The sequence below is a fragment of the Actinomadura sp. WAC 06369 genome (genome assembly GCF_003947565.1).
GTDB lineage: Bacteria > Actinomycetota > Actinomycetes > Streptosporangiales > Streptosporangiaceae > Spirillospora > Spirillospora rifamycini.
Genome location: NZ_QHJN01000110.1, coordinates 1 through 26,639, shown reverse-complemented (window position 1 = coordinate 26,639; position 26,639 = coordinate 1). Strand labels below are relative to the sequence as shown.

General features: G+C 73.3%; 26 protein-coding genes and 1 tRNA gene. 16 read left to right on the top strand and 11 right to left on the bottom strand.

Features of this window, described 5'->3' with window-relative positions:
* Nucleotides 1-7: 7 nt before the first annotated feature.
* Genes DMH08_RS26370 through DMH08_RS26360 form a run of 4 tightly spaced genes read right to left on the bottom strand, consistent with a single transcriptional unit; the run spans nucleotide 8 to nucleotide 5,461 of the window.
* Nucleotides 8-1,084 (bottom strand): alanine racemase, encoded by a 1,077-nt coding sequence (locus DMH08_RS26370; protein WP_125618420.1) that lies wholly within the window; start codon nucleotides 1,082-1,084, stop codon nucleotides 8-10.
* A complete protein-coding gene (locus tag DMH08_RS41160; RefSeq protein ID WP_199748022.1) occupies nucleotides 1,081-2,670 on the bottom strand; it encodes an IucA/IucC family protein in 1,590 nt (529 codons plus the stop codon). Before DMH08_RS41160 ends, DMH08_RS26370 begins: the two co-directional genes overlap by 4 nt.
* Nucleotides 2,661-4,298, bottom strand: a complete 1,638-nt coding sequence (locus DMH08_RS41155) for an IucA/IucC family protein (RefSeq protein ID WP_233617815.1) — start codon at nucleotides 4,296-4,298, stop codon at nucleotides 2,661-2,663. Before DMH08_RS41155 ends, DMH08_RS41160 begins: the two co-directional genes overlap by 10 nt.
* Nucleotides 4,295-5,461, bottom strand: a complete 1,167-nt coding sequence (locus DMH08_RS26360) for an ATP-grasp domain-containing protein (RefSeq protein ID WP_125618418.1) — start codon at nucleotides 5,459-5,461, stop codon at nucleotides 4,295-4,297. Before DMH08_RS26360 ends, DMH08_RS41155 begins: the two co-directional genes overlap by 4 nt.
* 133 nt (nucleotides 5,462-5,594) lie before the next feature.
* Between DMH08_RS26360 and DMH08_RS26355 the strand changes: the two genes are divergently transcribed.
* The gene (locus tag DMH08_RS26355; protein ID WP_125618416.1) at nucleotides 5,595-6,203 is read left to right on the top strand and encodes an HD domain-containing protein; all 609 of its coding nucleotides are present in this window, start codon (nucleotides 5,595-5,597) and stop codon (nucleotides 6,201-6,203) included.
* Here DMH08_RS26355 and DMH08_RS26350 read toward each other — a convergent pair.
* Complete coding sequence (locus DMH08_RS26350; RefSeq protein WP_125618414.1) at nucleotides 6,189-6,497, bottom strand: DUF4031 domain-containing protein; 309 nt, start codon at nucleotides 6,495-6,497, stop codon at nucleotides 6,189-6,191. The two genes, DMH08_RS26355 and DMH08_RS26350, sit on opposite strands and share 15 nt — an antisense overlap.
* Nucleotides 6,498-6,594: 97 nt before the next feature.
* Here DMH08_RS26350 and DMH08_RS26345 point away from each other — a divergent pair, with 97 nt between their 5' ends.
* Together DMH08_RS26345 and nudC are read left to right on the top strand one after the other, a co-directional pair.
* Entirely contained in the window at nucleotides 6,595-7,977 is a 1,383-nt protein-coding gene (locus DMH08_RS26345) for a dipeptidase (protein WP_125618422.1), read from the top strand.
* Between the two features lie 70 nt (nucleotides 7,978-8,047).
* Nucleotides 8,048-8,959 carry an NAD(+) diphosphatase gene (gene nudC, locus DMH08_RS26340; protein ID WP_125618412.1) on the top strand — a complete coding sequence of 304 codons (912 nt, stop codon included), beginning with the start codon at nucleotides 8,048-8,050 and terminating at the stop codon, nucleotides 8,957-8,959.
* An 81-nt stretch (nucleotides 8,960-9,040) separates the two neighbouring features.
* On the opposite strand, the gene DMH08_RS26335 is transcribed toward nudC, so the two are convergent.
* Entirely contained in the window at nucleotides 9,041-9,334 is a 294-nt protein-coding gene (locus DMH08_RS26335; RefSeq protein ID WP_026401262.1) for a mycoredoxin, read from the bottom strand.
* A 154-nt stretch (nucleotides 9,335-9,488) separates the two neighbouring features.
* Between DMH08_RS26335 and DMH08_RS26330 the strand changes: the two genes are divergently transcribed.
* The 5 genes from DMH08_RS26330 to DMH08_RS26310 all read left to right on the top strand — a co-directional run bounded on the left by DMH08_RS26330 (nucleotide 9,489) and on the right by DMH08_RS26310 (nucleotide 14,013).
* Nucleotides 9,489-11,558, top strand: coding sequence for an ATP-dependent DNA helicase UvrD2 (locus DMH08_RS26330; protein WP_026401261.1), 2,070 nt, complete (start codon nucleotides 9,489-9,491; stop codon nucleotides 11,556-11,558).
* 62 nt (nucleotides 11,559-11,620) lie between these two features.
* Nucleotides 11,621-12,481 carry an acyl-CoA thioesterase II gene (gene tesB / locus DMH08_RS26325; protein WP_026401260.1) on the top strand — a complete coding sequence of 287 codons (861 nt, stop codon included), beginning with the start codon at nucleotides 11,621-11,623 and terminating at the stop codon, nucleotides 12,479-12,481.
* Between the two features lie 215 nt (nucleotides 12,482-12,696).
* Entirely contained in the window at nucleotides 12,697-13,101 is a 405-nt protein-coding gene (locus DMH08_RS26320; protein ID WP_026401259.1) for a hypothetical protein, read from the top strand.
* A gap of 121 nt (nucleotides 13,102-13,222) precedes the next feature.
* On the top strand, nucleotides 13,223-13,513 hold the full coding sequence (locus tag DMH08_RS26315; protein WP_125618410.1) for a WhiB family transcriptional regulator: 291 nt from the start codon (nucleotides 13,223-13,225) through the stop codon (nucleotides 13,511-13,513).
* A gap of 287 nt (nucleotides 13,514-13,800) precedes the next feature.
* Nucleotides 13,801-14,013, top strand: a complete 213-nt coding sequence (locus DMH08_RS26310; protein ID WP_125618408.1) for a hypothetical protein — start codon at nucleotides 13,801-13,803, stop codon at nucleotides 14,011-14,013.
* Nucleotides 14,014-14,217: 204 nt separating this feature from the next.
* Here the strand turns inward: DMH08_RS26310 and DMH08_RS26305 are convergent, their stop codons facing one another.
* The gene (locus DMH08_RS26305) at nucleotides 14,218-15,549 is read right to left on the bottom strand and encodes an ABC1 kinase family protein (RefSeq protein ID WP_026401256.1); all 1,332 of its coding nucleotides are present in this window, start codon (nucleotides 15,547-15,549) and stop codon (nucleotides 14,218-14,220) included.
* Nucleotides 15,550-15,723: 174 nt separating this feature from the next.
* Between DMH08_RS26305 and DMH08_RS26300 the strand changes: the two genes are divergently transcribed.
* From DMH08_RS26300 to DMH08_RS26290, 3 genes are all read left to right on the top strand, one after another.
* Nucleotides 15,724-16,512 (top strand): enoyl-CoA hydratase/isomerase family protein, encoded by a 789-nt coding sequence (locus DMH08_RS26300; protein WP_051300306.1) that lies wholly within the window; start codon nucleotides 15,724-15,726, stop codon nucleotides 16,510-16,512.
* 208 nt (nucleotides 16,513-16,720) lie between these two features.
* Nucleotides 16,721-17,263 (top strand): M48 metallopeptidase family protein, encoded by a 543-nt coding sequence (locus DMH08_RS26295; RefSeq protein WP_084549902.1) that lies wholly within the window; start codon nucleotides 16,721-16,723, stop codon nucleotides 17,261-17,263.
* Nucleotides 17,260-17,889 carry a hypothetical protein gene (locus DMH08_RS26290; protein ID WP_051300304.1) on the top strand — a complete coding sequence of 210 codons (630 nt, stop codon included), beginning with the start codon at nucleotides 17,260-17,262 and terminating at the stop codon, nucleotides 17,887-17,889. The genes DMH08_RS26295 and DMH08_RS26290 overlap by 4 nt, the downstream gene beginning before the upstream one ends.
* A gap of 35 nt (nucleotides 17,890-17,924) precedes the next feature.
* On the opposite strand, the gene DMH08_RS26285 is transcribed toward DMH08_RS26290, so the two are convergent.
* Genes DMH08_RS26285 through DMH08_RS26280 form a run of 3 tightly spaced genes read right to left on the bottom strand, consistent with a single transcriptional unit; the run spans nucleotide 17,925 to nucleotide 20,120 of the window.
* The gene (locus DMH08_RS26285; protein WP_034516846.1) at nucleotides 17,925-18,485 is read right to left on the bottom strand and encodes an NUDIX hydrolase; all 561 of its coding nucleotides are present in this window, start codon (nucleotides 18,483-18,485) and stop codon (nucleotides 17,925-17,927) included.
* 49 nt (nucleotides 18,486-18,534) lie between these two features.
* A complete protein-coding gene (locus DMH08_RS40360; protein WP_157432914.1) occupies nucleotides 18,535-18,711 on the bottom strand; it encodes a hypothetical protein in 177 nt (58 codons plus the stop codon).
* Entirely contained in the window at nucleotides 18,708-20,120 is a 1,413-nt protein-coding gene (locus DMH08_RS26280; RefSeq protein WP_125618406.1) for a zinc-dependent metalloprotease, read from the bottom strand. Before DMH08_RS26280 ends, DMH08_RS40360 begins: the two co-directional genes overlap by 4 nt.
* A gap of 91 nt (nucleotides 20,121-20,211) precedes the next feature.
* Between DMH08_RS26280 and DMH08_RS26275 the strand changes: the two genes are divergently transcribed.
* Nucleotides 20,212-21,297 (top strand): NAD-dependent epimerase/dehydratase family protein, encoded by a 1,086-nt coding sequence (locus tag DMH08_RS26275; protein ID WP_026401251.1) that lies wholly within the window; start codon nucleotides 20,212-20,214, stop codon nucleotides 21,295-21,297.
* A 73-nt stretch (nucleotides 21,298-21,370) separates the two neighbouring features.
* On the opposite strand, the gene DMH08_RS26270 is transcribed toward DMH08_RS26275, so the two are convergent.
* Nucleotides 21,371-24,175 carry a UPF0182 family membrane protein gene (locus DMH08_RS26270; RefSeq protein ID WP_233617816.1) on the bottom strand — a complete coding sequence of 935 codons (2,805 nt, stop codon included), beginning with the start codon at nucleotides 24,173-24,175 and terminating at the stop codon, nucleotides 21,371-21,373.
* A gap of 184 nt (nucleotides 24,176-24,359) precedes the next feature.
* Between DMH08_RS26270 and DMH08_RS26265 the strand changes: the two genes are divergently transcribed.
* The 4 genes from DMH08_RS26265 to DMH08_RS26250 all read left to right on the top strand — a co-directional run bounded on the left by DMH08_RS26265 (nucleotide 24,360) and on the right by DMH08_RS26250 (nucleotide 26,554).
* Complete coding sequence (locus DMH08_RS26265; RefSeq protein WP_026401250.1) at nucleotides 24,360-24,890, top strand: PPA1309 family protein; 531 nt, start codon at nucleotides 24,360-24,362, stop codon at nucleotides 24,888-24,890.
* Between the two features lie 16 nt (nucleotides 24,891-24,906).
* On the top strand, nucleotides 24,907-25,353 hold the full coding sequence (locus DMH08_RS26260) for a molybdenum cofactor biosynthesis protein MoaE (protein WP_026401249.1): 447 nt from the start codon (nucleotides 24,907-24,909) through the stop codon (nucleotides 25,351-25,353).
* A gap of 28 nt (nucleotides 25,354-25,381) precedes the next feature.
* Nucleotides 25,382-26,428: a YlbL family protein gene (locus DMH08_RS26255; RefSeq protein WP_125618402.1), complete on the top strand. Its 1,047-nt coding sequence runs from the start codon at nucleotides 25,382-25,384 to the stop codon at nucleotides 26,426-26,428.
* Nucleotides 26,429-26,480: 52 nt separating this feature from the next.
* Nucleotides 26,481-26,554, top strand: a tRNA-Met gene (locus tag DMH08_RS26250).
* Nucleotides 26,555-26,639 lie beyond the last annotated feature (85 nt).

Sequence of the window (26,639 nt, the reverse complement as noted above, 5' to 3'; positions counted from 1 at the left end):
CGGCCGGTCAGGGGAGGTAGTGGAAGGTGGGTTTCGGGTGCATCAGGAAGTCGTGGTGGGAGATGTTCCAGGCGTAGGCGCCGGCCATGGCGAAGGCGATGACGTCGCCGGGTGACAGGGGCGGGACGGGGGCGTCGCTCGCGAAGACGTCCTTCGGGGTGCAGAGCTGGCCGACGAGGGTGGCGCGGGTGGTCGGGGCGGCGGTCGAGGTCAGGACGTCGAAGGGCTGGTCGTGGCCCTTGGTGACGGGGGTCCGCAGGTGGTGGGTGCCGCCGCGCAGGATCGCGTAGGTCTCGCCGCGGGTCGTCTTCACGTCGAGGACGTCCGTGACGTACCAGCCGTGGTACGCGGTGAGGGCGCGGCCGGGTTCGACGCGCAGGCGGACGTGCGCGGGCAGGCCCGCGCCGTAGGTGTCCCAGTCGAAGCGGGCGTCGGGGGCGGTGTAGTCGACGGCCATGCCGCCGCCGATGTTGATCTCCGGGTCGGTCGCGCCGTGGTCGGCGAGGAACGGCAGGGCCCAGGCGGTGATGCGGGACGCGAGGTCGAGCATCGCGGGGGCGTCGAGGCCGGAGGCGAGGTGCGCGTGGACGCCGCGGAGGGTGAGGTCCGTCGCGCGGATGCGGCGGGCGCACTCGGCGAGCGCGGCCTCGTCCATGCCGAACGGGCCGCTCATGCGCAGGGCGGCGTCCCCCGTGGGGATCGGGAGGTTCGCGCGGAGGAGGACGTCCGCGGGGCCGAGGGCGGCGAGGCGGTCGAGTTCGCGGGGGCTTTCGACGTGGACGCGTTCGACGCCGAGGTCGCGGGCCAGCGCCAGTTCGTCGTCGGTCTTGCCGGGGCCGCCGAACGCCAAGGGGGTGTCCGGGAGCGTCTCCCGGACGTGCGCCAGTTCGCCGCCCGAGGAGACTTCGACGCCGTCCACGTGGGGGGCGACCGTGCGGAGGATCTCCGGGTCCGGGTTGGCCTTCGCGGCGTAGTAGAGCTCGGTGGGGCCGAGGGCCGCGCGGACGGACGCGACGTGGTCGTTCAGGCCGCGCAGGTCGTACACGTACGCGGGGAGCCGTTCGGGGACGTCGTCGAGGTTCACAGCGGTCGCGCCAAGGGGTTGGGGGCGGGGACGTAGGCGGCGCCGCGGTCGGCGGCGCGGGACCAGCGGGTCCGCAGGTTCGCCTTCGCGGGCAGCGGCACCCCGGCGAGGAGCGCGCGGACCTGCGGGTGGTGGCCGTGGGCGGCGAAGTGGCGGCGGGCGGCGGCCCACAGGCCGAGGTCGGGGTGCAGGTCGGCGACGGCGGCGGCGATCTCGGTGAGGTGGTTGATCAGCAGGCAGTAGACGACGCGGTTCCAGCCCCGGTCGGGCGCGTAGGTGAGGCTCTCGGCGACGCGGGGCGGGAGGTGGGAGAGGTCCCGGCGGCCCTGGACGAGCTTGGTGCCTTCGAGGTCGCGGAACGCGGCGCGGACCGGCGTCCCGTCGGTGTCGACGCAGACCAGGACGTTCTGCAGGTGCGGCTCCAGGACGACCCCGTGCTCCAGAAACGCGCGCAGGACGGGCGGCGCGACGTGGGCGACGTAGGCGTCCCACCAGGCGAGTGCGCCTTCGGGGGTCGACAGGGCGGGGAAGGAGCGCAGGAGGGTGCCGTAGGGGTCGGCCAGGGCGCCGGCGAGGAGCGGTGTACCGGGCAGGTGCTTGACGCCCTGCCGCAGGATCACGCCCAAGCCCTCGTACAGGCGGCGGTCCGCGAGCGTGACGGTGCGGTAGGCGGGTTCGGCCAGGAACGTCATGTCCGTGGCCGCGAACACCGGGGCCAGGAGGTCGTTCAGTGCGATTGCGCCCGACAGTTCGTACCAGGCGTTCTTGCGCACGCAGTTGGTGATGCGCACGTCGAGGCTGAACTTGCAGAAGACGTCGGCGTCCGGAAGGTAAACGGTCCGGACGGACGAGGTCGGCACGGCTTCGGCGTCGGACGGACCCAGGTCGGTGAGCAGCCCGGTCTGGAAGGCGCGGTGCAGGCGGTCGGAGAGCAGGGTGAGCTGCCACGGGTGCGCGGGGACGAGGCGGCGGCCGGGGCCCGGGGGCGGGCCGTGCTTCTCCAGGGTCGCGAACGCGTCCGGGTCGCCCTCTTCGGCGACGAGTTCCTCGGGGACGGCGAGCCAGTGCGGCCGGAAGCGCGCGCGGGCCTCCGGCGCGTACTTGAGCCAGTCGCCCGGTGCGCCCTGCCGCGCCTTGGGGGACGGGTGGAAGCGGTGCCCGGCGACGAGGGACTGCTCGGACGCGATGTACGGGTCGTCCCGCGGGGAGACGTCCCCGCGCGCCTCGATGATCGCGGCGAGGGCGGTGCGGCTGTCGTCCACCTGGGCGAGGAACTCGGGGTTCGCGCGCCCGGTCGCGAGTTCGAGTTCGCCGGCGACGAGGTCGGCGAGCCGGTGCCACGGCGCGGGCGTCCAGGCGTCGCCGCGCCGCTCCTCGTAGGGCGGTTCGAGCCGGTAGGTGGGGCCGGCGGGCGGCCGGGCCAGGCGGGCGCGCAGGACGACGCCCGCCCGCGGCAGCCGGACGACGAGGCGCCGGCCGTCCGCGCGGACCTGCTGCTCGGGCGCGCACACCTCCCGGATCAGGCAGTTCAGCAGTGCCGTCGCGGTGGCGTCGTCGGCCGAGAGGGCGGGGTCGGTCAGCAGCACGTGGTGTCCCGTAGGTAGTTGGGCCCGGCCGGGCCGTAGTGCTTGTTGATGTCGGCGGAGCCGGTCCTGGCCTTGGCGACGAGGGTTCCGGCGGTGACCATGGCCTTGCCCGGCAGCGCGGCGGCGTCGAGGGTGCGCGAGCGCAGGAACGCGTCGCCCGGTCCGAGCGCGGCGGCGAGCCGGTCGCGGACGAGCGCGCGGCCCGTCCGCCAGGGGAGCAGGCCGCGCTCGGCGAGGCCGACGGCGGGCGCCGCCGCGCACAGGTGCAGGGTGATCGTGACGAAGACGCGGGCGAGGGCGTCCGGGTCGCGGGTCGTCATGCGGCGGTCGATGAGGTCGCGCGGGTCGGCGTCCGGGACGGGCGGGAGCCGTTCGCGGAGCCGGACCGGGTCGATGAGCGCGCCGTCGTTGTCCTTGAGCAGGAGGCGGAGCGGGCCGTCGCCGAGGACGAGCGACACGTTCTGCTGGTGCGCTTCGAGGGCGATGCCGTAGCGGAACAGGGTGACGTTCCAGGAGAACAGTGCGTCGAGGTAGGAGGCGAAGAGGGACTCGACGTCCCAGCGTTCGATGACGTGACCGTGTTCGGGTGCCTCGGCCAGTAACGCCGCGACTGGGACGACGTGCGCGCGCGCCGTCTCGGGTGGGAAGCGCCTTACGAGGTAGCCCAGCAGCGGGTTCTGCGCGTGCCCGTACGTCTGCTCGTCCGCCAGCAGGACGGGCAGGGACGGTTCGCGGTCGAGGACGCGCCGCAGGATCCGCTCGACGAGCGCGCCGTCCGGCAGCGTGCCGGGCACGATCGTGCGGCGGTTCCGCAGCCCGAGCGTGCTCGTCGGCAGCGGCACCTTCACGTGCTCGAGCGGCGCCGCGGCGACCGTCCGCATCGACAGCGTCGGCGCGACCCGCAGGTACGGGTCCGGTGCGAGGACGGCGCCGGGCTGCTCGCGGACGTGCGGCGCGGCGAGCGGGTGCACGGGGAACAGCGCCCCGCCGGGCGGCAGCCCGACGTCGGACGGCGCGGGCCACCACGGCGGCGGGTCGCCCGCGAGGACCGCGTCCCGGACGGACGCCCACCGCAGCGGGAACGCGGGACCGAACTCGGGCGCGTACCGGCTCAGGTCGGCCGGGCCGAGGCCCGCCCGGCCGAGGCCCGTCGGGTGCACCGGGTGCCCGCCGTACGCGGCGAGGGTCTCGTAGAACGTGCCCGGCCCGGTGCGGAGCGCGTCCGGGACGCGGGCGAGCCGCCGGTGCACGGCGGGGCGCGCGGCCAGGTGCAGTTCGGCGACGGCCAGCGCGTCCCGGCATTCGCGCTCGAACGCGGCGACGTCGTCCGTGGGGTGGGCGAGGACCCGGACGGCGCGGAAGACGTCGTCCAGGGTGAGCCCCTGCGCCGGGTCCACCCGGACTTCCGACAGGAACGCGGGGCGCGCCTCCACGAGCCGTACGGGACGGCTCGGCAACCGCAGGGTCCGCTCCCGGACGAGCCCCCGCAGGCCCGCGTAGTCCTCCCGCAGCAGGGCGTCCAGGACGCGCGCCGCGAGCGGCCCCTCCAGGTCGGCGGGGACGGCGGCGCGGGTGGGGCCGGGACCGGCGGCGGGGGAGCCCGGGGACGCGGCGTCGCCCCCGGTCACGCGATCGTCCACTCGTGGGCGGCGCGGAAGCGGGCGAGGGCCGCCCGGACGCCGTCCGGGTCCGGCCCGATCGCGCGCACGGTGCCCAGGTAGTCCCGGTTCGTCCGGGTGAGGGCGACCTCGTCGCCGACGGCGCGCTGCGGCCGGTACGCGAGCCGCACGCCGCCGTCGTCCAGCTCGACGGGGCCGGGCGCGGCTGCCAGCCGGCCGGGGCGGTCGGCGATGACCGGCTCGGCGACGGCGTGCCCGCGCGGGCGCGGGACGGCCGGGGCCAGGCGCTCCCCGAGGTGCGCCCGGAGGATCTGCTCGTGCAGCGGGACGCCCAGCAGGTCGGCGAGCAGGAAGTCGCAGTGGTCGCCGATCAGCCGGTAGTTCACCTCGATGATCCGGGCGCGGCCCGCGTGGACGACGAACTCGGTGTGGCACGCGCCGAACCCCGCGCCGAGCGCCTCCAGCTGGGCGAGGACCTGCGGCGTCTCCGGGGGAGGAGGCGCCCATTCGAGGCGTTCCTCCACGAAGTGCGGCGGCGGGGACACGTCCGTGCGGAACGACCCGAGCACCCGCACCTCGTGCCCGTCCCCGAGGGTCTCCAGGGTGTGCAGCGTCCCGGGCAGGTACTCCTCGGCGACGAGCGGGTCCGCGCGCCGCGCGCCGATCTCCGCGACGCGGGCCCGCAGCTCGGCCGCGTCCCGCACCAGCAGGACGTCCTCGCTGGCGACGCCCTCGCGCGGCTTGACGACCAGCGGGTACGGCGCGTCCGCCGGGACCGCGCGGGCGTCCGCGGAGAAGACGGGGTCGAGGTGCGCGAGGTGGCGGCGGGCCAGCGCCTTGTTCTTCGCCCGCGCGGCCGCCCGCCAGTCCTTGCCGGGCAGCCCGAAGTACGCGGCGGCCAGGGCGGCCGGAGCCTGGAGGAAGTCGCTGTTGGAGAACACCCCGGCGGGCGTCCCGGGCGCGGCGGTCCGGTCGATCCGGTCGATGACGTCCCGGAAGTCGGAGACGTCGCATTCGACGACCGCGCGGACCGGCGCCGGGGCGTCCGCGTGCTCGGCGGGACGGTCGGTGAGCAGGACCACGTCCAGCCCCAGGCGTCCGGCGGCGGGCAGGAACCCGTGCGTCACCGAGTCGGTCGCCTTGCCGGCGGCCAGGAAGAGGGAGGCGGCCACGAGGGGGCCTTTCCAATGAGGTAAGCCTTGCCTAACTCCAGATCGCCCACCATAGTGGCGGCACGGCACCCCGCGGGCAAGAACGATGGCACCGCGTGTCTCCCGCCGTCACCGGATCCGCCAAGATGGGCCCATGGACCTCATCGAGCGGTGGGTCGCGCTGGCCGGGCCGCACACCCGGCACATCGGCGCCGAGCTCGACGCCCGCTACGGCGAACCGCACCGCCGCTACCACACCCGCGAGCACCTCGCCGCCGTCCTCGACCTCGTGGACGAGCTCGCCGACCACGCCGCGTCCCCCGACGTCGTGCGGCTCGCCGCCTGGTTCCACGACGCCGTCTACGACCCCGAGCGCGCCGACAACGAGGAGCGCAGCGCCCGCCTCGCCGACCGCATGCTCACCGACACCGACCTGCCCCCGGGCGACGTCGCCCGGGTCGTCCGGCTCGTCGAGCTGACCGCCGCGCACGCGCCCGACCCCGGCGACCGCGACGGCCGGGTGCTGTGCGACGCCGACCTCGCGATCCTCGGCGCCGCACCCGACGCGTACGCCGCCTACGCCGCCGCCGTCCGCGAGGAGTACGCGTTCGTCCCCGAGGAGCTCTACCGGGCCGGACGCGCGCAGGTGCTCGAGTCCCTGCTCGCGCTGCCGTCCCTGTTCAACACGCCGCCGGCCCGCGCGCGCTTCGAGGAGACCGCACGGCACAACATCCAGACGGAACTGGCCCTACTGAACACCTGACGCATCGGCCACGGCCGAGCGCGCACGCAGCGACTCTCGCACGACCTTGCGGCGGCGCAGCCCCGCACGCGTCAGACGCGACAGCAACTCCTGGCAGCCCACCGGTACCGCCCCCTGCACGACCGCCGCCTGGTACAACTCGGACGGGACGTCGTAGTGGTCGCGGTCGAACGCGCGCGGCGGCATCCCGAGTTCCTCGGCGAACGCGTGCAACTCCGCGTACGACACGTCGCTGACCATGTGCGACCACACCCGGCCGCGCGCCGGCCACAGCGGCGGATCGATGAGGATCAAGAGGCCCTCCCGTGGGCGAGTGCGGCGATCCCGTACTGTGCACGACAGTACGACGACATGCAAAGGGGCATGGCACGTGAACGACGCAGTCGAGAACATCGACGTTGTCGGATACATCCGCGGCGAGCGCGACCGGTTCGTCGCCGACCTCAAGGAATGGCTGGCGATCCCGTCCGTCTCCGGCGACCCCGCCCACGCCGGCGACGTCCGCCGGTCCGCCGCCTGGCTCGCCGACCACCTGCGCGACCAGGGCTGGCCCACCGTCGAGATCTGGGACACGCCCGGACTGCCCGCCGTGTTCGCCGAATGGCCCGCCGCCGACCCGGACGCCCCGTCCGTCGTCGTCTACGGGCACCACGACGTCCAGCCCGTCGAACCCCTCGACGCATGGGACACCGACCCGTTCGCCCCCGTCGAGGACGGCGACCGCCTCATCGGCCGCGGCGCGTCCGACGACAAGGGCCAGGTCTTCTTCCACACCCTCGGGCTCCGCGCCCTGCTCGCCGCGACCGGCGCGCAGGCCCCGCCCGTCACCGTGAAGCTCCTCGTCGAGGGCGAGGAGGAGTCCGGCTCCCTGCACTTCGCCGACCTGCTGCGCGCGCACCGCGACCGCCTCGCCTGCGACGCGGTCGTCATCAGCGACACCACGATGTGGGCCGCCGACGTCCCGTCCATGTGCACCGGCATGCGCGGCCTCACCGAGGCCGAGGTCACCCTCCGCGGCCCCGCCACCGACCTGCACTCCGGCTCGTTCGGCGGCGCCGTCCCGAACCCGCTGCACGCGATGGCGGCGCTCCTCGCCGGCCTGCACGACGCCGACGAGCGCGTCACCCTCCCCGGCTTCTACGACGACGTCGTCCCGCTGACCGCCGACGAGCGCGCCCTGTTCGCGAAACTCCCGTTCGACGAGGCCGAGTGGCTCCGCACCGCCGGGAACAGCCGCGCCCCGCACGGCGAGAAGGGCTACACGACCCTCGAACGCGTCTGGGCGCGCCCCACCGCCGAGATCAACGGCATGTGGGGCGGGCACACCGGCGCCGGCGGCAAGACGATCGTCCCCCGCGAGGCCCACGCCAAGATCTCCTTCCGGCTCGTCGCCGGCCAGGACCCCGGCAAGGTGCAGGAGTCGTTCCGCGCCTGGGTCGCCGAGCGCACCCCGCCCGGCGTCGAGGCCGAGGTGCGGATCCCCGGCGGCGGCGTCCGGCCCTGCTTCTCGCCGATCGACTCGCCCGGCGTGCTCGCCGCCCGCCGCGCCATGGAGCGCGCCTTCGGCCGCGAGGTGCTGTTCACCCGCGAGGGCGGCAGCGGCCCCGAGGCCGACCTCGCCGACGTCCTCGACGCGCCGCTCATCTTCGTCGCGGTCGGGCTGGACGACGACCGCATCCACGCACCGAACGAGAAGGCCGAGATCCCGCTGCTGCTCAAGGGCGCCGAGACCGCCGCGCACCTGTGGGAAGAACTCGCCGCCGCACTGCGCTGACACCACCGGCGGCGGCGCCGACCGCGCCGCCGCCGGCACGGCCCGCGGCGACACGAACAGGGGGAGACACATGACGGTGACCGACGGCCCGCTCGAATGGCTGGCGCTCGCGCGCGGCACCCTGGACCGGGCCGCCGAGCGGCGCCGCGACGACGCCTGGCTCGCCGCGGCCTGGGACGACCCGCGCACCCGCGTCCTGGCGGTGCACGAGGGCCGCGCCCCGGTCGTCCACGAGCCCGCGCCCGCGCTCGTCTTCGTCCCGCCCGCCCAGGCCCCCGACGGCGACCGCCTCTTCCTCGGCGTCGACGCCGACGGCACCGCCTACTTCGCGGTCGCGGGAGACGTCGCCGTCGAGGGCGCCGACCGGGCCGGCCTGCGCCGCGTCGGCGCCGTCCTCGGCGACCGCGACTCCGGGCTGCTCACCCACGCCGTCGCGCTCCAGCACTGGCACGCCACCCACCGGTTCTGCCCCCGCTGCGGCGCCGGGACGCGCGTGGCGCAGGGCGGGCACGTCCGCGTCTGCCCCCGCGACGGCGCCCAGCAGTTCCCCCGCGTCGACCCGGCCGTGATCATGCTCGTCACCGATCCGGACGACCGCGTCCTGCTCGCCCGCGGGCCCCAGTGGCCCGCCGACCGCCGCTCGATCCTCGCCGGGTTCGTCGAACCCGGCGAGTCCCTCGAACAGGCCGTCGCCCGCGAGGTCCACGAGGAGGTCGGCCTGCACGTCCGGGACGTCCGGTACCTGGGCAGCCAGCCGTGGCCGATGCCGCAGAGCCTCATGCTCGGCTTCACCGCCGCGACCGACGAGACCGCGCTGCGCCCCGACCAGGAGGAGATCGTGGACGCCGCCTGGTACACCCGCGACGACCTGCGCGCCGCGCTCGACGCGGGCGACATCGTCGCCCCGGGGCCGCTGTCCATCGCCGCCCAGCTCATCATGCGCTGGTACGGCGGCGAACTCCCCAACATGCCCCCGTTCTGACCCCAGGTCCGCGCGGACGCCGAAGGCCCGCCGACCGGGCTCGGGTTCCGGCGGTCGGCGGGCCTTCGCAACGCGGTGGGATCAGGCCCCGGCGGCGAGTTCTGCCAGGTGGCGCTTGACTTCCTTCGCGCTCGGGTTGGTGAGGACGATGTCGGAGCCCGAGATCGTGACCGTCGGAACCGTCTGGTTCCCGCCGTTCACGCTCATCACGAACTCGGCGGCCTTCGGGTCGCGCTCGATGTCGATCTCGACCATCTCGATCCCGTCCCGGGCGAGCTGGCTCTTGAGGCGCCGGCAGAAGCCGCACCAGGTCGTCGTGTACATGGTGAGCTGCCCGGCGGGCACCTCGGCCCGGTCGGCGGTGGGCGTCGCCATCGGTGCGTCGTCCTCCCTCGTCGTTCCTACGGTCGCGCGAGATCGCGCGTACGGAAGAACACTAGATGCCCGATTCTCATTCCGTGCGGACATCGGCCGTCCACAATGCGCGGGACGGGCCGACCCGGTCGGTGACTGCTGCGAACATGGGGGGATGTCGTTGGAGTCGGTGCTGGAGGGACTCGATCCCGAGCAGCGGGCCGTCGCGGAGGCGGTACGGGGGCCGGTGTGCGTCCTGGCGGGGGCCGGGACGGGCAAGACGCGGGCGATCACGCACCGCATCGCGTACGCGGTGCGGTCCGGCGTGGTCGCCCCGCAGCGGGTGCTGGCCGTGACGTTCACCACCCGCGCCGCGGGGGAGCTGCGGGGGCGGCTGCGGGCGCTCGGCGCGCCCGGCGTGCAGGCCCGCACGTTCCACGCGGCGGCGCTGCGGCAGCTCACCTACTTCTGGCCGCGCGTGGTCGGGGGCGAGCCGCCGAAGATCCTGGAGTCCAAGATCCGGGTGGTCGCGGACGCGGCGCGCGAGATCGGCGTGTCGCTGGGCGGCGGCGAGCTGCGGGACGTCGCGGGCGAGATCGAGTGGGCGAAGGTCACGCAGCACCGCCCCGAGGACTACGCGGCGGCGGCCGCGCGGGCGGCGCGGCGGCCGTCCGTCGAGATCGCCGACGTGGCCCGGACGTACGCGATGTACGAGGAGCTGCGGCGGCAGCGCAACCTGCTCGACTTCGAGGGGATGCTCGAGCTGACCGCCGCCGTGCTGACCGAGCACCGGGAGGTCGCCAACCAGGTCCGCGACCAGTACCGGTACTTCGTCGTCGACGAGTTCCAGGACGTCAACCCGCTGCAGAAGATGCTGCTCGACACCTGGCTCGGCGACCGCGACGACATCTGCGTCGTCGGCGACCCCAACCAGACGATCTACTCGTTCACCGGCGCGAGCGCCGCCCACCTGCTGAACTTCACCGCCGACCACCCCGGCGCCAAGGTCGTCCGGCTCGTCCGCGACTACCGGTCGACGCCGCAGGTGGTGGGGCTGGCGAACGGGCTGCTCGGGCGGGCGCCCGCGTCCGGGCACGCGCTGGAGCTGGTGGCGCAGCGCCCGGACGGCCCCGCGCCGCTGTTCAACGAGTACGACGACGAGATCGCCGAGGCCGACGACACCGCGCGGCGCGTCCGCAAGCTCGTCGACGAGGGCGTCCCGTCCCGCGAGATCGCGATCCTGTTCCGGACGAACGCGCAGTCGGAGACGTACGAGTCGGCGCTCGCCGCCGCGAACGTCCCGTACGTCCTGCGGGGCGCGGAGCGGTTCTTCGAACGGCCCGAGGTGCGCGAGGCGGTCGTGCGGCTGCGGGGCGCGGCCCGCGCGGGCGCCGACGCCGAGACCGACGGCACCGGGCTGATCCGGACGGTGCGGCACGTGCTGTCGGGCGCGGGGTTCTCCGACCGCCCGCCCGAAGGGGCCGGCGTCGCGCGCGCGCGGTGGGAGTCGCTGGCCGCGCTGGCGCAGCTCGCCGAGGACATGGCCGCCGACGACCCGCGGGCGGGGCTTCCCGAGTTCGTCGCCGAACTGGAGGAGCGCGCCGCCGCCCAGCACGCGCCGCCGCTGGAGGGCGTCACCCTCGCGTCCCTGCACGCCGCGAAGGGCCTGGAGTGGGACGCGGTGTTCCTCGTGGGCCTCGCCGAGGGCACCGTCCCGATCATCTACGCCAAGACGCCCGCCCAGGTGGAGGAGGAGCGCCGCCTGCTCTACGTGGGCGTCACCCGGGCGCGCGCCCACCTGCACCTGTCGTGGGCGCTGTCGCGGTCGCCGGGCGGGGCGCAGGCGCGGCGCCCGTCCCGGTTCCTGGACGGCCTCACCGGCAAGACCGCGACGCACACCCCGGCCCGGCTCGACCGGTCGGCGAAGCGGCGTCCGGCGAAGGGGCCGCAGCCGTGCCGGGTGTGCGGACGCCCGCTGACCGCGGCCGTCGAGCGCAAGCTGGGCCGCTGCGAGGACTGCCCGGCCGAGCTGAACGAGGAGCTGCTGGCCGCCCTCAAGGACTGGCGCGCCGAGGTGTCGGCCGAGCAGCGGATCCCCGCGTACGTCGTGTTCACGGACGCGACGCTGCAGGCCATCGCGGAGCACCGGCCCGAGTCGCGGGAGGAACTCGCCCGGATTCCGGGTGTGGGCAAGGTCAAGCTGGACCGCTACGGCGACGCCGTCCTCGGCCTCTGCGGCGTCTGAACGGGCCCTCCGGGCCAGGGTGAGAGGCCGGTCACACGGCCGGATGAGGGAGACTGTCGGGCGTGAAGGAGACTCTGAAGGCTCTGCTGGACCTGCTGGACCTGGAGCAGATCGAGAACGACATCTTCCGCGGCCGCACGGCCGAGGAGCGGCGGCAACGCGTCTTCGGAGGGCAGGTCGCCGGGCAGGCGCTCGTCGCCGCCGGCCGCACCGTCCCGGTCAACCGCCCCGTGCACTCGCTGCACGCCTACTTCCTGCGGCCGGGCGACCCGCTCGTCCCGATCGTCTACACGGTCGACCGGGTCCGCGACGGCCGGTCCTTCACCACGCGCCGCGTCACCGCCGTCCAGCACGGCAAGGCGATCTTCACGCTGTCCGCGTCGTTCCAGATCGTCGAGGACGGCCCGGAGCACCGGGCGCCGATGCCGGACGCGCCCGACCCGGAGACGCTCCCCGACTCGCTCACCCGGCTCACGCCCCTGTTCGGACGGCGCGGCGCCGAGGAGTTCGTGAACCGGCGGCCCATCGACATCCGGCACGCCACCCCGCTGACCTGGGAGGCCGCCAAGGATCCGGCGCTGGCCACGCCGGAGTCGAAGGTGTGGCTGAAGGTCGACGGGGAACTTCCGGACGACCCGCTGCTGCACGTGTGCCTGATGACGTACGCGTCCGACATGACGCTCCTGGACACCGTCCTGCTCAACCACGGCCTCGCGTGGGGCGACAAGCGGACGATGGGCGCCAGCCTCGACCACGCGATGTGGTTCCACCGCCCGTTCCGCGCCGACGACTGGCTGCTCTACTACCAGGACACCCCGTTCGCCGGGGGCGCGCGCGGGCTCGCCCGGGGGCAGGTGTTCACCCGTTCGGGGGAATTGGTGGTGTCGGTGATGCAGGAGGGGCTCGTCCGCGTTTCGGACTGATCGTCCCGCAGCTCTCCCGAGAGTTTCGACGCGGTCGGAACGGCGCGGGTTCCCCGCGATCTTGGTGAAGTGGCCCACAAAACCGCAGGTCAAAAATACCTTGCTCGATTTGCCGAAGTCCCCGTAGTCTCGTACGCGAGCAATCAGGCGGCCGCCTGGTGGATCTTGATCCGCCCGGTCCGGCCCGAGGAGCCAGAGAGGTGGTGTGCAGTCCGGTGATCTTCACGATGTTCTCGAACACGCCGTCCCGGAACGCCGCATGCCCCGGCTCCCCGACCGCCTATTCCCCGGTGTCCGCCGACGCCCCGCGCATGGCCAGAGTGCGCGGCGCGTCCGCCGGCACCGGCGGTCACGAGCCGATCAGCGGATCAGTCCTCGGCTACGAGGCGATCCCTGCCGTCCGGCGTTGTGCCGAAATCGGCGAGCAGCCGCGTGACCTGCGCGATCTCCGTGATCTGCGCGGCGTCCGCCGTGCGCAGCGATTCCAGGACGAGCAGGGGTGGAGTGTCTTCGACCACCTTCTCGAAGACGTGACCATCCAGGCTTCGGCCACGGCCCGCAAGGGCGCCACCCTGATGGGCGGCGTGTCGGGTCCGTACCCCTGGAGGCGACCGGTCTAGCAAGACACCGGCAAGCCCCCAGGCCGCGGATCCAGACACCGGATCCGCGGCCTTCTCTTTTGCCCAGACAACCCACCGACACGCCCGTTGAGATCCAACGAGAGGAACAAGGGTGACTGTGATGCAGGGGGCTCTCGCAGTGAGCGAGGAGGACCTCACGCTTCCGTGCCGGACCGACCCGGAGCTGTTCTTCGCCGAGGACCCCGCCGACGTCGAGCTCGCCAAGGCGCTGTGCCAGGAGTGCCCCGTCCGCAAGCAGTGCCTCGCCGGGGCGCTCGAGCGGAAGGAGCCCTGGGGCGTCTGGGGCGGTGAGCTCTTCGTCCGCGGCGTGATCGTGCCCCGCAAGCGGCCCCGCGGCCGCCCCCGGAAGCACCCCGTGCCTTCGGCGACGCCCTCGGCGTCAGGCCGCTAGGCGGCCTTCCTTCCACGGGCGCCGCGTGCGATTGCCGCATCGCTCCGACTCGCCCGGGGGCTCGCTGCGCGATCAGGTTCTCGCAAGCTCGAACCTGGCTTCGCTCGCAATCGCAGTGGCTCCGGTTGCTGCGTGGCGGGGCGATGGCCGGGGTGGCTGCCAGAGCAGGGCCGGCGGAGGGCGCGTTTCCGAATCGATACGCGCCTTCCGCCGACCGAATGGAAACACGAAGACCCCAAAGGGGAAATAACACCCGGGAAGGCATTTCAGAGACCCGGGAGGACGAAATGACGACGATGACCGAAGGACTCGGGATCGAGCCCGAGCCGGCGCCCGCGATCGCCGACGACCTGGCCGTCCGGGTGCGCGCCCTGCGCCGGGCCCGCCGGGACGCGCAGATCCGCGCGTCCCGCGTCCGCCGGGTCCTGCTCGCCCCGACGGCGGCCCCGGACCCCTACGCGAACCCGCGCGGCCGTCCACGGAGGCACGGCCGGGCCTGACCCGGGGTCCGCGAGGTCGCAGGCGGCCGCGCGTCCGCACCCGGTCCCGGGCGCGACGCCGCGGAACGCCTCCCGGCGGACCCGCAAAAGGCGTCCGGCCCCCCCACTGCCGGACGCCACGAAGAAGGGGCCCTGCCCGCCGCACCGGCGCGCAGGGCCCCTTTTTCCTTGCTTGCTTGCCCCTCGGCGTCGCGCACCGAGGGGTCAGCCGGTGACGAGTTCCTCGTCTTCGTCGTCGGCGAAGCCGGGGATCCACTTGCGGGACTCGGCGCGGGCCGGGATCTCGCAGTCGAGCTGGCACAGCACGCCGGTGCCCGCCGACAGGACGCGGTGGATGATCACGTACTCGGGCGGGAGGTTGAGCTGCCGCACCACGTTCGTCGGGCGCAGGTCGGTGACGCGGGCGGCCTGCTCGCGCAGCCACTCGCGGTTGAACCGGAACGTCTCGGTGACGAACGGCTCGGTGATCGGCGCCAGGAACCCCTGCAGCGACTCGGCGTCGATGTCGACGTCCTCGCGGATGAAGTCCTCGCGGCGCAGCGCGTCCTCGACCTCGTCGATGTCGGCCATCGTGCCGATGCGCAGCAGCAGGCCGAGGCGCTGCTGGAACCCGCCCGGGATGTGGTCGACGGCGCCGAAGTCGAGGACGCCGAGGCGCCCGTCGTCGAGCAGCCGGAAGTTGCCCGGGTGCGGGTCGCCGTGCAGGAGCTCGGACCGCTTCGGGCCCGACAGGAGGAACCGGCAGTACAGGAGCGCGGCGTGGTTCCGGGTCTCCTGGTCGCCCTCGCTGATGATCTTCGAGAGCGGGGTGCCGTCGATCCACTCGGTGACGAGGACGTCGCCGGACTGGGCGATCACCTCGGGGATGTAGAAGTCGGGGTCGTCGAGGTACGCCTCGCGGATGATCGTCTGCGACTCGGCCTCGATCTCGTAGTCGAGCTCCTCGGCGACGCGCTCCTTCAGCTCCGCGAGCATCGTCTTGACGTCGAGGCCGGGCATCAGCACGCCGAACATGCGGCCGACCCGGGCGAGCTGGTTGAAGTCGCTGATCAGGGCCTTGCCGGCGCCGGGGTACTGCACCTTGACGGCGACCGTGCGGCCGTCGTGCCAGACGGCCTTGTGCACCTGCCCGATGGACGCGGCGGCGGCGGGCTCGTCGTCGAACTCGGAGAACGAGTCGCGCCAGTCGTCCCCGAGCGCCTGGGCGAGGACCTTGTGGACGGCCGAGGCGGGCAGCGGGGGAGCGGCCTCCTGAAGCTTCGTCAGGGTGGCGCGGTACGGGCCGGCGATCTCCGGCGGCAGCGCCGCCTCGAAGATCGACAGCATCTGGCCGAGCTTCATCGCTCCGCCCTTGAGTTCGCCGAGCACCTTGAACAGCTGCTCGGCGGTGCGCGTCTGGATCTCCATCGCGACGGCCTCGGCGGGCCGCCCGAAGGTCCGCTTCCCCACGCCCAGGGCGGTACGCCCCGCGAAGCCGAGGGGGAGGGACGCCAGCTTTGCTGACCGCGTCACCGCGCGGCGGGGAAGATCGCTCACCCGGCCATTGTCCGCGATCGGCCGCCGTTTCCGCCACAGTGCCGGATGAACAATCGCCATGGCCGGAAACGGTGAACTCGCGTGACCAGCGAAAATGTGGTAAGTGTGCGCTTTCTCACGCGTCTCGGCGCCCCGCCGCGCGGCGCTCGCGCGCCGCAGGGTACGGTGCGTCCCGTGCCCGAAGAGCTGCTCGTCGAACGCCGGCCGGACGGAATCGCCGTTCTCACCCTGAACGATCCGGATCGCCGCAATGCGATGGCCGATGACATGACCGCGGCCTGGAAAAAGGCCGTCGCCGACCTGCGCGCCGATCGCGACGTGCGCTGTGTCGTGATCACCGGCGCGGGCAGCGCGTTCAGTTCCGGCGGCGATCTCTCCTGGCTCGCCGACACGAACTCCGTGGCCGTCCCCGCGCTGCGCGACCGGATGCTGGAGTTCTACCGGACGTGGCTCGCCGTCCGGGACCTGGAGGTCCCGACGATCGCCGCCGTCAACGGGCACGCCGTCGGCGCCGGCCTCTGCCTCGCGCTGGCCTGCGACTTGCGGTACGCCGCCGAGGACGCCAAGCTCCTCGCCCCGTTCACCGCCCTCGGCCTGCACCCCGGCATGGCCGCCACCTGGCTGTTCCCCGAGGTCGCCGGGCTGCCGATCGCCCGCGAGATGCTGCTCGCGGGCCGCGTCCTCACCGGGGCCGAAGCGCAGGCGTCCGGCCTGGTGAACCGCGCCGTCCCCCGGGAGCGGGTGCTGGCCGAGGCGCTGGAGGTCGCCGGACGCGTCGCCGCGCAGGCGCCCGTCGCGACCCGGCTCACGAAGGTCGCGCTGGCCGGAGGAGGCCACCCCGACATGGAGTCCGCGCTGCGCTGGGAGTCGCTCGCGCAGCCCGTCACGATGGCCACGCGGGACATGGTCGAGGGCCTCACCGCGCAGCGGGAGCGCCGCGCCCCGCGCTTCACCGGCGAATGATCAATACCACGGATCGGGGCGTCTAACGGCCGCGATCGGCCCGGCGAAGGTTGCGCGGACGTGTGCGGACGCCTATGAGGTAGTTAAAAGATGGCGTCTGACCTGCGAAAACGCCAAACACCCCCTGTGGCGGACGCAAATTTTTGGGTACGGTTCTGGCGTGCCCCCAAACGTTGAGGTCCGCCGCAGCTCCCGCCGCCGGCGGACGGTGTCCGCCTACCGCGACGGGGACAAGGTGGTGGTGATGGTTCCGTCAAGGCTGAGCAAGGCCGAAGAGGAACAGTGGATCGCGACCATCCTGGAACGGCTGGAGGAGCGCGAACGCAAGCGGCGTCCCAGCGACGCCGACCTTGAGTCCCGCGCCCGCGAACTGTCCCGCCGTTACCTGGACGGCCGTGCCGATCCCGTGAGCGTCCGCTGGGTCGACAATCAGCGCACCCGCTGGGGATCGTGCACCCCCGACGACGGGACGATCCGGCTCTCCACGCGGCTGCGCGGCATGCCCGGCTGGGTCGTCGACTACGTCCTGGTCCACGAGCTGGCGCACCTGCTGATCCCCGGCCACGGCGCCGACTTCTGGGAACTGGTCGGCCACTACCCGAAGGCCGACCGCGCCCGCGGCTACCTCGAAGGCGTCGCCGCCGCCGCGCACCTGCCCATGGAGGCGGACGCGCCCGGCGACGACACCGGCAAGGACGCCCACCGCGGCGACGCCCTGCACCGCGCCCGGCGGTACGAGGTCGCCGGTTGAGCACCGCCCGCCTCGCCGCGGTGCTGTCGCACGCCCGCGGCGGTTCCGGCGCGGCGCCGCCCGGCGTCGACCCCGACGCGTTCCGGCTCGCGCTGCTCGAGGACGTCTGCGAGGTCGTCGCCGGCCTCGACCTGGTCGCCCCCGCCCTCGTGCTGGACCCGCCCGACCAGCCGGACGCCGAGGCCGTCACGTGGCCCGGCACGCTGGTCGTCCGCGCCGCGACCCCCGCGGACGCGTTCGCCGCGCTGCACGCCGCCGGCGCGGCGGAGGCCGTGCTGGTCGCCGGCGACGCCCCCGACCTGCCGCCGCTGCTCATCGGCAAGCTGTTCCGCGCGCTCGGCCAGGCCCCGGCCGCCGCGTGCGCCGCCCGTCCGGACGGGCTCGCCGCGCTCGCCGCCCGGCTCCCGCTGCCCGGCTGGCTCGCCGCCGCCCTCACCGGCGTCGACCTCGACACCCCCGACGCGCTCGCCCGGCTCCGCGCCGCCGCGCCCCGCCCCGGGCTCGTCCCGCAGGGGCCCGGCTGGCACCGCATCCGCACCGCCGCCGACCTGCGGTACCTCGACCCGGGGCTGGAGGGCTGGGAGACCACCCGGGCCCTGCTGGAGGGGCACCCGCTGCGCGGCTGAACCCGCGTGCGCGGGCCCCGCATCCGCTCGGCCGGTCAGACCCGCACGGCCCGCGCGACGAGGCGGCGCAGCGCGTCGTCCGTCGGCTCGGGCAGCGCGTCCACCGGGAACCACGCGAGGTCGTCGGACTCGTCGCTCACCACGTGCCGCGCGCCCGGCGGCGCGACCGCCGCGTACTGGACGTCCAGGTGCCACGAGCCCTGCGGATGGCAGCGCACGGCGTGCCGGTCGAGCTGGACGGGACCCTTCCCCAGCAGCCGCAGGCCGCGGATGCCCGACTCCTCCGTCGCCTCCCGCAGCGCCGCGTCCGCCAGCGTCGCGTCGCCCGGCTCCAGGTGGCCGCCGAGCTGCAGCCACGCTTTGATCTTCGCGTGCAGCGTCAGCAGCACCCGGGTGCGCGTCGCGTCCAGCACGATCGTGCTCGCCGTGATGTGCCCCGCCGCGCACTCCCGCCACAGGCCGTCCTGCGTGTGGTCGCGCAGGTGCCGCAGGAAATCGAGCGCCAGCTCGCGCTGCGCGTCGTCCGGCGCCTGCCAGCGGCGCAGCACGTCGGTCACGTTCCTGCCGAGGGTGACGGTGGCGAGCAGGCGCTCCATGTCACCCGTCACGCGCGTCACCCGTCATGCGCGTCATGCGCGTCACCTGTCATGCGCGCCCGATGCGCGGGTAGCGGGAGTTGACGAGATGGCGCCGCCGTCGCTCCTGGTCGATGGGCCGCTGCCAGCACAGGCTCGCCCGCGCGACCCGCCGCCGGATCACGTTGGTCGACGAACCCGGCTCGTACCGGCAGCCGCTCACCCGGTGCGGCCGCTGCCGGCTCACCGCCGCGGCCCCGCGTCGCCGTCGGGCCCCTCGTCCGGCCCGTCGTCCTTCTTCCCGTCCTCGGGCCCGGTCTCCTCGGACCCGGTCTTCTCGGACTCGGTCGCCGGGACGTCCTCGCCGCGGGTCAGCTTCGACAGGTCGAGGTCCGACAGGCCCTCCTCGCGGCCGTGCACGAACCCGTCCGGGTCGTCCAGGTCGTCGGAGGTCGGCAGCAGGTCCGGGTGGTCCCAGACCGCGTCGCGGCCGTCCACGCCCCGCACGTCCGTCAGCGTCCGCCACAGCGCCGCCGCCTCGCGCAGCCGCCGGGGCCGCAGCTCCAGCCCCACCAGCGTCGCGAACGTCCGCTCCGCCGGACCGCCGGTCGCGCGGCGCCGCCGCACCGCCTCCGCCAGCTTCCCGGCCTCGGGCAGCCGGTTCTCCGCCGCCCGGTTCACGACCGTGTCGACCCAGCCCTCGACGAGCGCCAGCGTCGTCTCCAGCCGGGCCAGCGCCGCCTTCTGCCGCGGCGACTCCTCCGGCTGCAGCGAGATCTCGCCGCCCAGCGCGTCCTGGATCGCCTGCGGGTTGCTCAGGTCGAGGCCCTGCACGGCCTGCTCGATGCCCGACAGGTCGACCGTGATGCCGCGCGCGTACTCCTCGACCGCGCCCAGCAGGTGCGACCGCAGCCACGGGACGTGCGCGAACAGCCGCTGGTGGGCCGCCTCGCGCAGCGCCAGGTACAGCCGCACCTCGTCGCCGGACACCTCCAGGCCCGACCCGAACGCCTCGACGCCCGCGGGCAGCAGCGCCCCGACGCCGTCCGGCGCCAGCGGCAGCCCGACGTCCGCCGAGCCGGTCACCTCGCGGGCCAGCTCGCCGAGCGCCTGCCCGGCCTGCCCGCCGACCATCGCGCCCGCCATCTGCTTGACCATGCCGATCAGCGGCCCGGCCATCGCCTGGACGTCCGCGGGGATCTCGCCGCCGCCGAGCGCGCCGCCCATGGACTCGACCATGCGCGCCGCGATCGGGTCGCAGACCTTCGCCCACACCGGCAGCGTCTGCTCGATCCACTCCGACCGGCTCCACGCCTGCGGCGTCCGGATGCCGGCGGGCAGCGTCGTGCCCTCGTCGAGCCACAGTTCGGCCAGCCGCAGCGCCTCCTCGACCTGGCGCCGCTCGGCGTCCACGATCGACGGGTCGCCCTTCTCGGACACCGAGTGCCGGGCGATGTTCTTGGCCAGATCCCAGTTCAGGGGGCCGCCGCCGGGGCCGCCCGCACCGGCCGCGCCCTGGCCGCCGATCATGTCGGCGAAGCGGTGCAGCATGTCGGCGAACTGCGCCATGTCGCCGCCCATGGCCTTGAATGGATCCTGGGGCCGGTCGTCGTCTCCGTCACCGGGACGGTTGAAGCCGAAGGGAGTGTCACTCATATCGGTTCGCCCCTGGGATGCATGATGGGCTCATATCCGCAACGTTAGCCGGTCCCGGCAAGGTCGCGAACAAAAGGAAGGGGGCACCTCCGTGGCAACGGGCAAGGTTCGCCCTCGGCGTAGCAAGGGCCCGGTCGTCGCGGTCACCGGCGCGGCCACCGGGGCGGGGCGGCTGCTGGCCGCCCGGCTCGCCGAGCGCGGGGAGATCCGCAAGGTCGTCGCCATCGACGGGCAGCGAGGGGACGTGCCCGGCGTCACGTGGCGCGTCATGGACGTCCGCGACCCGCTGCTGTCGGGCCGGCTGTCGGACGTCGACGTCATCGTCCACCTCGACGTCGAGCAGTCGCCCGAGATCGACCAGCGGGAACGCCGCACCCACAACGTGCGGGGCGCGCAGACCGTCGTCACCGCCGCGGCCGCCGCGCGCGTCCGCCGGGTCGTCCTCGTCACCAGCGCCATGGTGTACGGCGCCGAACCCGGCAACGACGTCCCGCTCCCCGAGGACGCGCCGCTGCTCGCCGAGGCCGACACCGGCATCGCCGGCGACCACCTGGAGATCGAGGAGCTGGCCGCCGCCGCGCCGCGCACCCACCCCGGGCTCGACGTCACCGTCGTCCGCCCGGCCGCGCTCGTCGGGCCCGGCGTCGACACCCTCGTCACCCGCCACTTCGAGGCGCCGCGGCTCCTGTCGGTCAAGGGCAGCACCCCCGGCTGGCAGTTCTGCCACATCGAGGACCTCGCGTCCGCCCTCGACCTGGTCGTCACCGAGGACGTCCCCGGCCCGGTCGCCGTCGGCTGCGAGGGCTGGATCGGCCCCGACGAGGTCGCCGAGATCACCGGCAAGCGCGGCTTCGAACTGCCCGCCGCCCTCACCTTCGGGACGGCCCAGCGGCTGCACCGGCTCGGCATGACCCCGGCGCCCGCCACCGAACTGCGCTACGTCGCCTACCCGTGGGTCGTCGACTGCGCCCGGCTCCGCGCCGCCGGCTGGAAGCCCATGTACGACAACGCCGCCGCCCTCCGCGGGCTGATGGACGAGATCGCCGGACGGCACGCGGTCGTCGGCCGCCGCGTCGGCGGCCGGGAAGCCGCCGCCGCGACCGCCGCGGGCGCCACCGTCGCCGCGATCGGCGCCGCCGCCGCGATCCGCCGCGCCCGCAAGCGCCGGCGGGTCTGACCGCGGACGCGCGGACGGCGAGGGCCGCCGCCCGGGTGCGGGCGGCGGCCCTCGGTCGTCCTCGCGGCCCCGGCTACGACTCCGGCTTGGCCTCCTGGGCGGTGGCGAGCGCGTCCCGCGCCTTCTTGATCGCCTCCCAAGCCTGGCCCATCTTGTCGTAGTCCAGGTTCTTCTGCGCGTCCTCGTAGTCGGTGACGGCCTTCTTCAGATCGTTGATCGCCTGCTGCGCCTCCGGCGTGAGGGCGCCCCCGGCACCGGCGTCGCCGGCGGCGGGCTCACCGCCGTCCGCCTGCTCGCCCTCCTTCTCGTCGCCGGGCGGGGCGCCGTCCCCGACGATCTGGTTCAGCGCCTCGTCCAGCGTGTTCGCGAGGACGATCGTGTTGCCGTACCGCGCCAGCACCGCGCCGAGGACGGGATACGGCTGCTTGGCGCTCTCCTGGATCGCGTACATCGGCTCCACGTACAGCAACCCGCCGCTGAACGGGATCGTCAGCAGGTTGCCGCCGACCGTGTCGGTCTGACCGAGCCTCAGCTCGTTCAGGTCCTTCTTGACCCCGGGATCGGTCTCGAACTCGTTCTGCACCTGGCTGAGGCCCGGCGGCTGCGCGTTCCGCGGCATCTGCAGGACGCTGATCTTGCCGTAGTCGCGTCCGGGCGTGGAGCCCACCGCCATGAACGCCGCGAGCTGCTGGTTGTTGCGCGGGTTGAACACCGTGGTCAGCGAGAACGACTTCTGCTCCTCGCCCGGCAGCCGCAGGCTCTGGTAGTAGGGCGGCTGCCGCTTGCCCTTCGCGCTCGGGTCCTCCGGGACCTCCCAGAAGCCCTCACCGCTGTAGAAGGCGGCCGGGTCGGTCACGTGGTACTTCGCGAGGATCGTCCGCTGCACCTTGAACAGGTCCTGCGGGTAGCGGAAGTGCTTCTCCAGCTCCGGAGGGATCTGCGACCGGTCCTGGACGGTCCCGTCGAAGACCTTCATCCACGTCTTGAGGATCGGGTCCTTGTCGTCCCACTGGTACAGGCGCACCGAGCCGTCGTAGGCGTCCACCGTGGCCTTGACCGAGTTGCGCATGTAGTTGACGTGGTCGTCGGCCTGCCGCGCCACCGCCGACCGGGTGTCGGTGATGGTGTCGCGGGTCGCCTCGCCGAGGCTGATCTCCTCCGAGTACGGGTAGTTGTTCGACGCCGTGTAGCCGTCGACGATCCAGACGATCCGCCCGTTCACCACCGACGGGTACGGGTCGCCGTCCAGCTTCAGCCACGGCGCGGCCTTCTGCACGCGCTCCAGCGGCGACCGGTCGTACAGGATCTTCGCCCCGTCGTTGATCGCGCCCGACAGCAGCAGGTTCTTGTCCTGGAACTTCGTCGCGTACAGCAGCTTGTTGAAGAACGCGTCGATGGAGACGCCGCCGTCCCCGTCGTAGTTGCTCGTCTGCTGGCCGTTATCGCTGTTGTCGGGGTAGTTCAGCTCCTCCTGGCCCTTGCCGCCGACCACCGAGTACGTCGGCGTCCGCTCCCCGAAGTAGATCTCCGGGCGCGCCACGTTGATCCGCTGGTTCGCCGACACGGGCATGTCGCGGGTGATGTAGTCCGGCACGCCGCCGCCGGCGAGCCGGTCCGCGTACGCCGACACGAACCCGTACCCGTGCGTGTAGACCATCCGGTCCTTGATCCAGCTGTGCTGCCCCTCCGGCGCGCCCGACAGTTCGCGGAGCGCGACGACCGTGTCGACCATCTCCCCGTCGATCTCGTACCGGTCCATGTCGAGGATGTCGGGGAAGTTGTAGAACGGCCGGATGCGCTGCTGCTGCTTGAACGTCTCGCCCACGACGTTCGGGTCCAGGATGCGGGCGCCGTCCAGCTTCTCCGCCTCCGCCCGCATCGTCGCCTGATCGGTCTTCGGCTGCCCGCCGTACTGGACGAGCTCGGCGCCCTCCACCCCGAAGGCGTTCCGCGTCGCCTCGATGTTGCGCTCGATGAACCGGCGCTCCTTCGCCAGCTCGTCCGGCTTCACCTGGAACTGCTGGATCAGCAGCGGGTACATCCCGCCCAGCAGGATCGCCGACAGCACCAGCAGCGTGAAGCCCACGCCCGGCAGCATCATCCCCCGGCGCAGCAGATTGCTGAAGAACATGATCGCGCACAGCACCGCGATGACCGCCAGGATCGTCTTCGCGGGCATCAACGCGTTCACGTCCGTATAGGACGCGCCCGTCGTCACGCCCCGTTCCGAATGGACGAGCCCGTACCGGTCGTACCAGTACGCGACCGCCTTCAGCAGGACGAACAGGCCCGCGAGCACCGACAGGTGCGCCCGCGCGGGCGGGCTCGCCTTGTCGCCCGGCCCCTGCAGCCGCAGCCCCCCGTACAGGTAGTGCACCATCACCGCGGCGATGATCGACAGGATCACCGTCGTGAACACGACGCTCAGCAGCAGCCGGATGAACGGGTACGTGAAGACGTAGAACGAGACGTCCTTGTGGAACTGCGGGTCCTCGACGCCGAACGACGTCCGGTTCATGAACGCCAGCCACGTCGGCCACTGCCCCGACACCGACGCGCCCGTGAAGACGCCCAGCAGCCCGAGCATCGTGATCGCGATCAGCCGCCGCCGCGGATCGATCACCGACCGGTACCGCTCCAGCCCCTGCTGCTCCACCGACAGCGGCCGGTACGCGGGCCGCAGCCGATAGGCCACCAGGACGTTCGCGCCCACCAAGAGCGCCATCAGCAGTCCCGCCCCGAAGAACAGGACCGCCCGCGCCTGCAGCTGCGTCGTGAAGACCGTCTCGAAACCGATCGACCGATACCACAGCAGGTCGGTATAGAAGGCGGTGAAGACTAGAAAAGCCACCAGCAACACGGCCAGCGCCACCAGCACAGGCAGCAACAGCCGCGTTCGCCCGCCGCCGGCTCGGCGTCCGAGGCCGGGAGTCCGGAAGGTCAAGGCCCCACTCCGATCGAGATCGCGCCCACCGGCCGCCCGCCGGTGCTGTGTAAGCAACTTACCGACTGGAACGGGGGTTCCAGCATGTCCCCGGACCGATTGGGGGAAAGATGGGCCCGTGAGCCTTCTGGAAGAAGTCGTCCTGGACCTCGAACGCCATACCGCACAGGAAGGATGGGACGCCGCACCCCGCCTCTACGCCCTCGTCCGCAGCTCCGAACTGCGGGCCGCCGAACCCGACCTCGCCGACCAGCTCGGCCTGCCCCCCGACGGCGACACGCTCGCCGCCCTCGAACAGCCCGCCCTCCCCGAACAGGCCGCCGTCGAGGACGCCCTCGCCGCCATCGCCTGGCCCGACGCCGTCGACGGCTGCGCCCTCGTCATCGAACGGGTCGTCCTGCCCCCCGAAGTCGAAGACGACATCCCCGACGACGAAGCCGAAGCCGCCGCGTTCGCCGCGCAGCACCCCCGGCGCGAGGACGTCCGCATGATCGTCGGCGTGCTGCGGGACGGCGCCCGCCACTCCGCCCTCCGGCTCCGCCGCCACGACGCCGACGACGAGGTGCTCGCCGGGCCCGACCTCGTCCCCGCGCTCGCCGAAGCGCTCGCCGGCACCTTCGAACCGGACGAACCCGAAGATCCGTCCTGAAGGTAGTGTTCGAGACGTGAACGACGACAGCGCCGAAGCACCCGACGTCATCCGGCTCATCGGCGTCCGCGAGACGCCCCTGTCCGTCGACGAGGTCTTCGGCGCCGTCGCGGACCCCGCCGCCGGCGGCACCGCCCTGTTCGTCGGCACCGTCCGCGACCACGACCACGCGCGCGCCGTCGACGCCCTCTCCTACAGCGCCCACCCCACCGTCGAACGCGAACTGCGCGCCGTCATGGAGAAGGTCGCCGCCGACTTCCCCGTCCGCGCCCTCGCCGCCCTCCACCGCGTCGGCGACCTCCGCATCGGCGACCTCGCCGTCGTCGTCGCCGCGTCCTGCCCGCACCGCGCCGAAGCGTTCGAAGCGTGCCGCCGCCTCATCGACGACCTCAAGGCGCACGTCCCCATCTGGAAGCACCAGACGTTCGCCGACGGAGGCGACGAATGGGTCGGGGCCTGCTGACACCGCCGTGCCGCATAGAGTTCCGACCATGTCTCGTCGTGCCGCCACGCTCACCGTCGCGAGCGTGCTCGTCCTGGTACTGGCCCTCGTCGGCTCCCTCATGCCCGTCCCGTACGTCACGCTGATGCCGGGACCCACGCAGAACACCCTCGCCGACAACGCCAAAGGCGAATCCCTCATCGCCATCGACGGGCGGCAGACCTACCCCACCGAAGGGCACCTCAACTTCACCACCGTCACCTACCGCGGCGGCCCCGGCGGACGCATCGACCTCCTCACCGCCCTCCGCGGCTGGCTCGACGGCGACACCGCCGTCGTCCCCGAAGAGACGATCTTCCCCGAGGACGAGTCGCCCGAAGAGGTCGACGAGCAGAACACCCGGCAGATGCGCGACTCCCAGCAGGACGCCGAAGCCGCCGCCCTGCGCGAACTCGGCATCCCCGTCGGCACCCGCGTCGTCGTCGACAGCGTCCAGAAAGGGCGGCCCGCCGACGGCAAACTCAGAGCCGGCGACGAGATCACCGCCGTCAACGGCACCGACATCACCAAAGTGCAGCAGGTCAGCGACGTCATGGGCGGCGTGACGCCCGGCGACACCGTCACCCTCACCGTCCGCCGCGACGGCAACGACACCGACCAGGCGATCACCACCGCCAAAGGACCCGACGGCGGCGCCGTCATCGGCGTCGTCCTCGCCGGCGACTACAAGTTCCCCTTCGAGATCGACATCAGCATCGGCGACATCGGCGGCCCCTCCGCCGGCCTCATCTTCTCCCTCGCCATCATCGACAAACTCACCCCCGGCGCCCTCACCGGCGGCAGGTTCGTCGCCGGCACCGGCACCATCACCCCCGACGGCCAGGTCGGCCCCATCGGCGGCATCGAACAGAAGATGATCGCCGCCCGCCGCGCCGGCGCCACCGTCTTCCTCACCCCCGAAGGCAACTGCGCCGCCGCCGTCAAAGCCCGCCCCGACGGCCTCCGCCTCATCCGCGCCGACACCCTCAAAAGCGCCCGCCAAGCCCTCGACGCCCTCACCACCGGCAACGGCACCGTCCCCGCCTGCACCGGCTGAAACCAATTTGCGCAAGCCCCCCGCGCCCCATAGAGTTAAGACATCAACGCAACGCGGGGTGGAGCAGTTCGGTAGCTCGCTGGGCTCATAACCCAGAGGTCGCAGGTTCAAATCCTGCCCCCGCTACGAATCGGGAATCCCCTGGTCGGTGGACTTCGTCCACCTTCCAGGGGATTCTTCGCGTTTTACCGGGGGGACGACCCCCCGAACC

Excerpts from the sequence above, each read along its gene's own strand:
- DMH08_RS26355 (WP_125618416.1), top strand. The coding sequence starts at position 5,595 with ATGGACCTCATCGAGCGGTGGGTCGCGCTGGCCGGGCCGCACACCCGG.
- nudC (WP_125618412.1), top strand. The coding sequence starts at position 8,048 with ATGACGGTGACCGACGGCCCGCTCGAATGGCTGGCGCTCGCGCGCGGC.
- DMH08_RS26335 (WP_026401262.1), bottom strand. The coding sequence starts at position 9,334 with ATGGCGACGCCCACCGCCGACCGGGCCGAGGTGCCCGCCGGGCAGCTC.
- DMH08_RS26330 (WP_026401261.1), top strand. The coding sequence starts at position 9,489 with ATGTCGTTGGAGTCGGTGCTGGAGGGACTCGATCCCGAGCAGCGGGCC.
- DMH08_RS26315 (WP_125618410.1), top strand. The coding sequence starts at position 13,223 with ATGCAGGGGGCTCTCGCAGTGAGCGAGGAGGACCTCACGCTTCCGTGC.
- DMH08_RS26310 (WP_125618408.1), top strand. The coding sequence starts at position 13,801 with ATGACGACGATGACCGAAGGACTCGGGATCGAGCCCGAGCCGGCGCCC.
- DMH08_RS26285 (WP_034516846.1), bottom strand. The coding sequence starts at position 18,485 with ATGGAGCGCCTGCTCGCCACCGTCACCCTCGGCAGGAACGTGACCGAC.
- DMH08_RS26280 (WP_125618406.1), bottom strand. The coding sequence starts at position 20,120 with ATGAGTGACACTCCCTTCGGCTTCAACCGTCCCGGTGACGGAGACGAC.
- DMH08_RS26255 (WP_125618402.1), top strand. The coding sequence starts at position 25,382 with ATGTCTCGTCGTGCCGCCACGCTCACCGTCGCGAGCGTGCTCGTCCTG.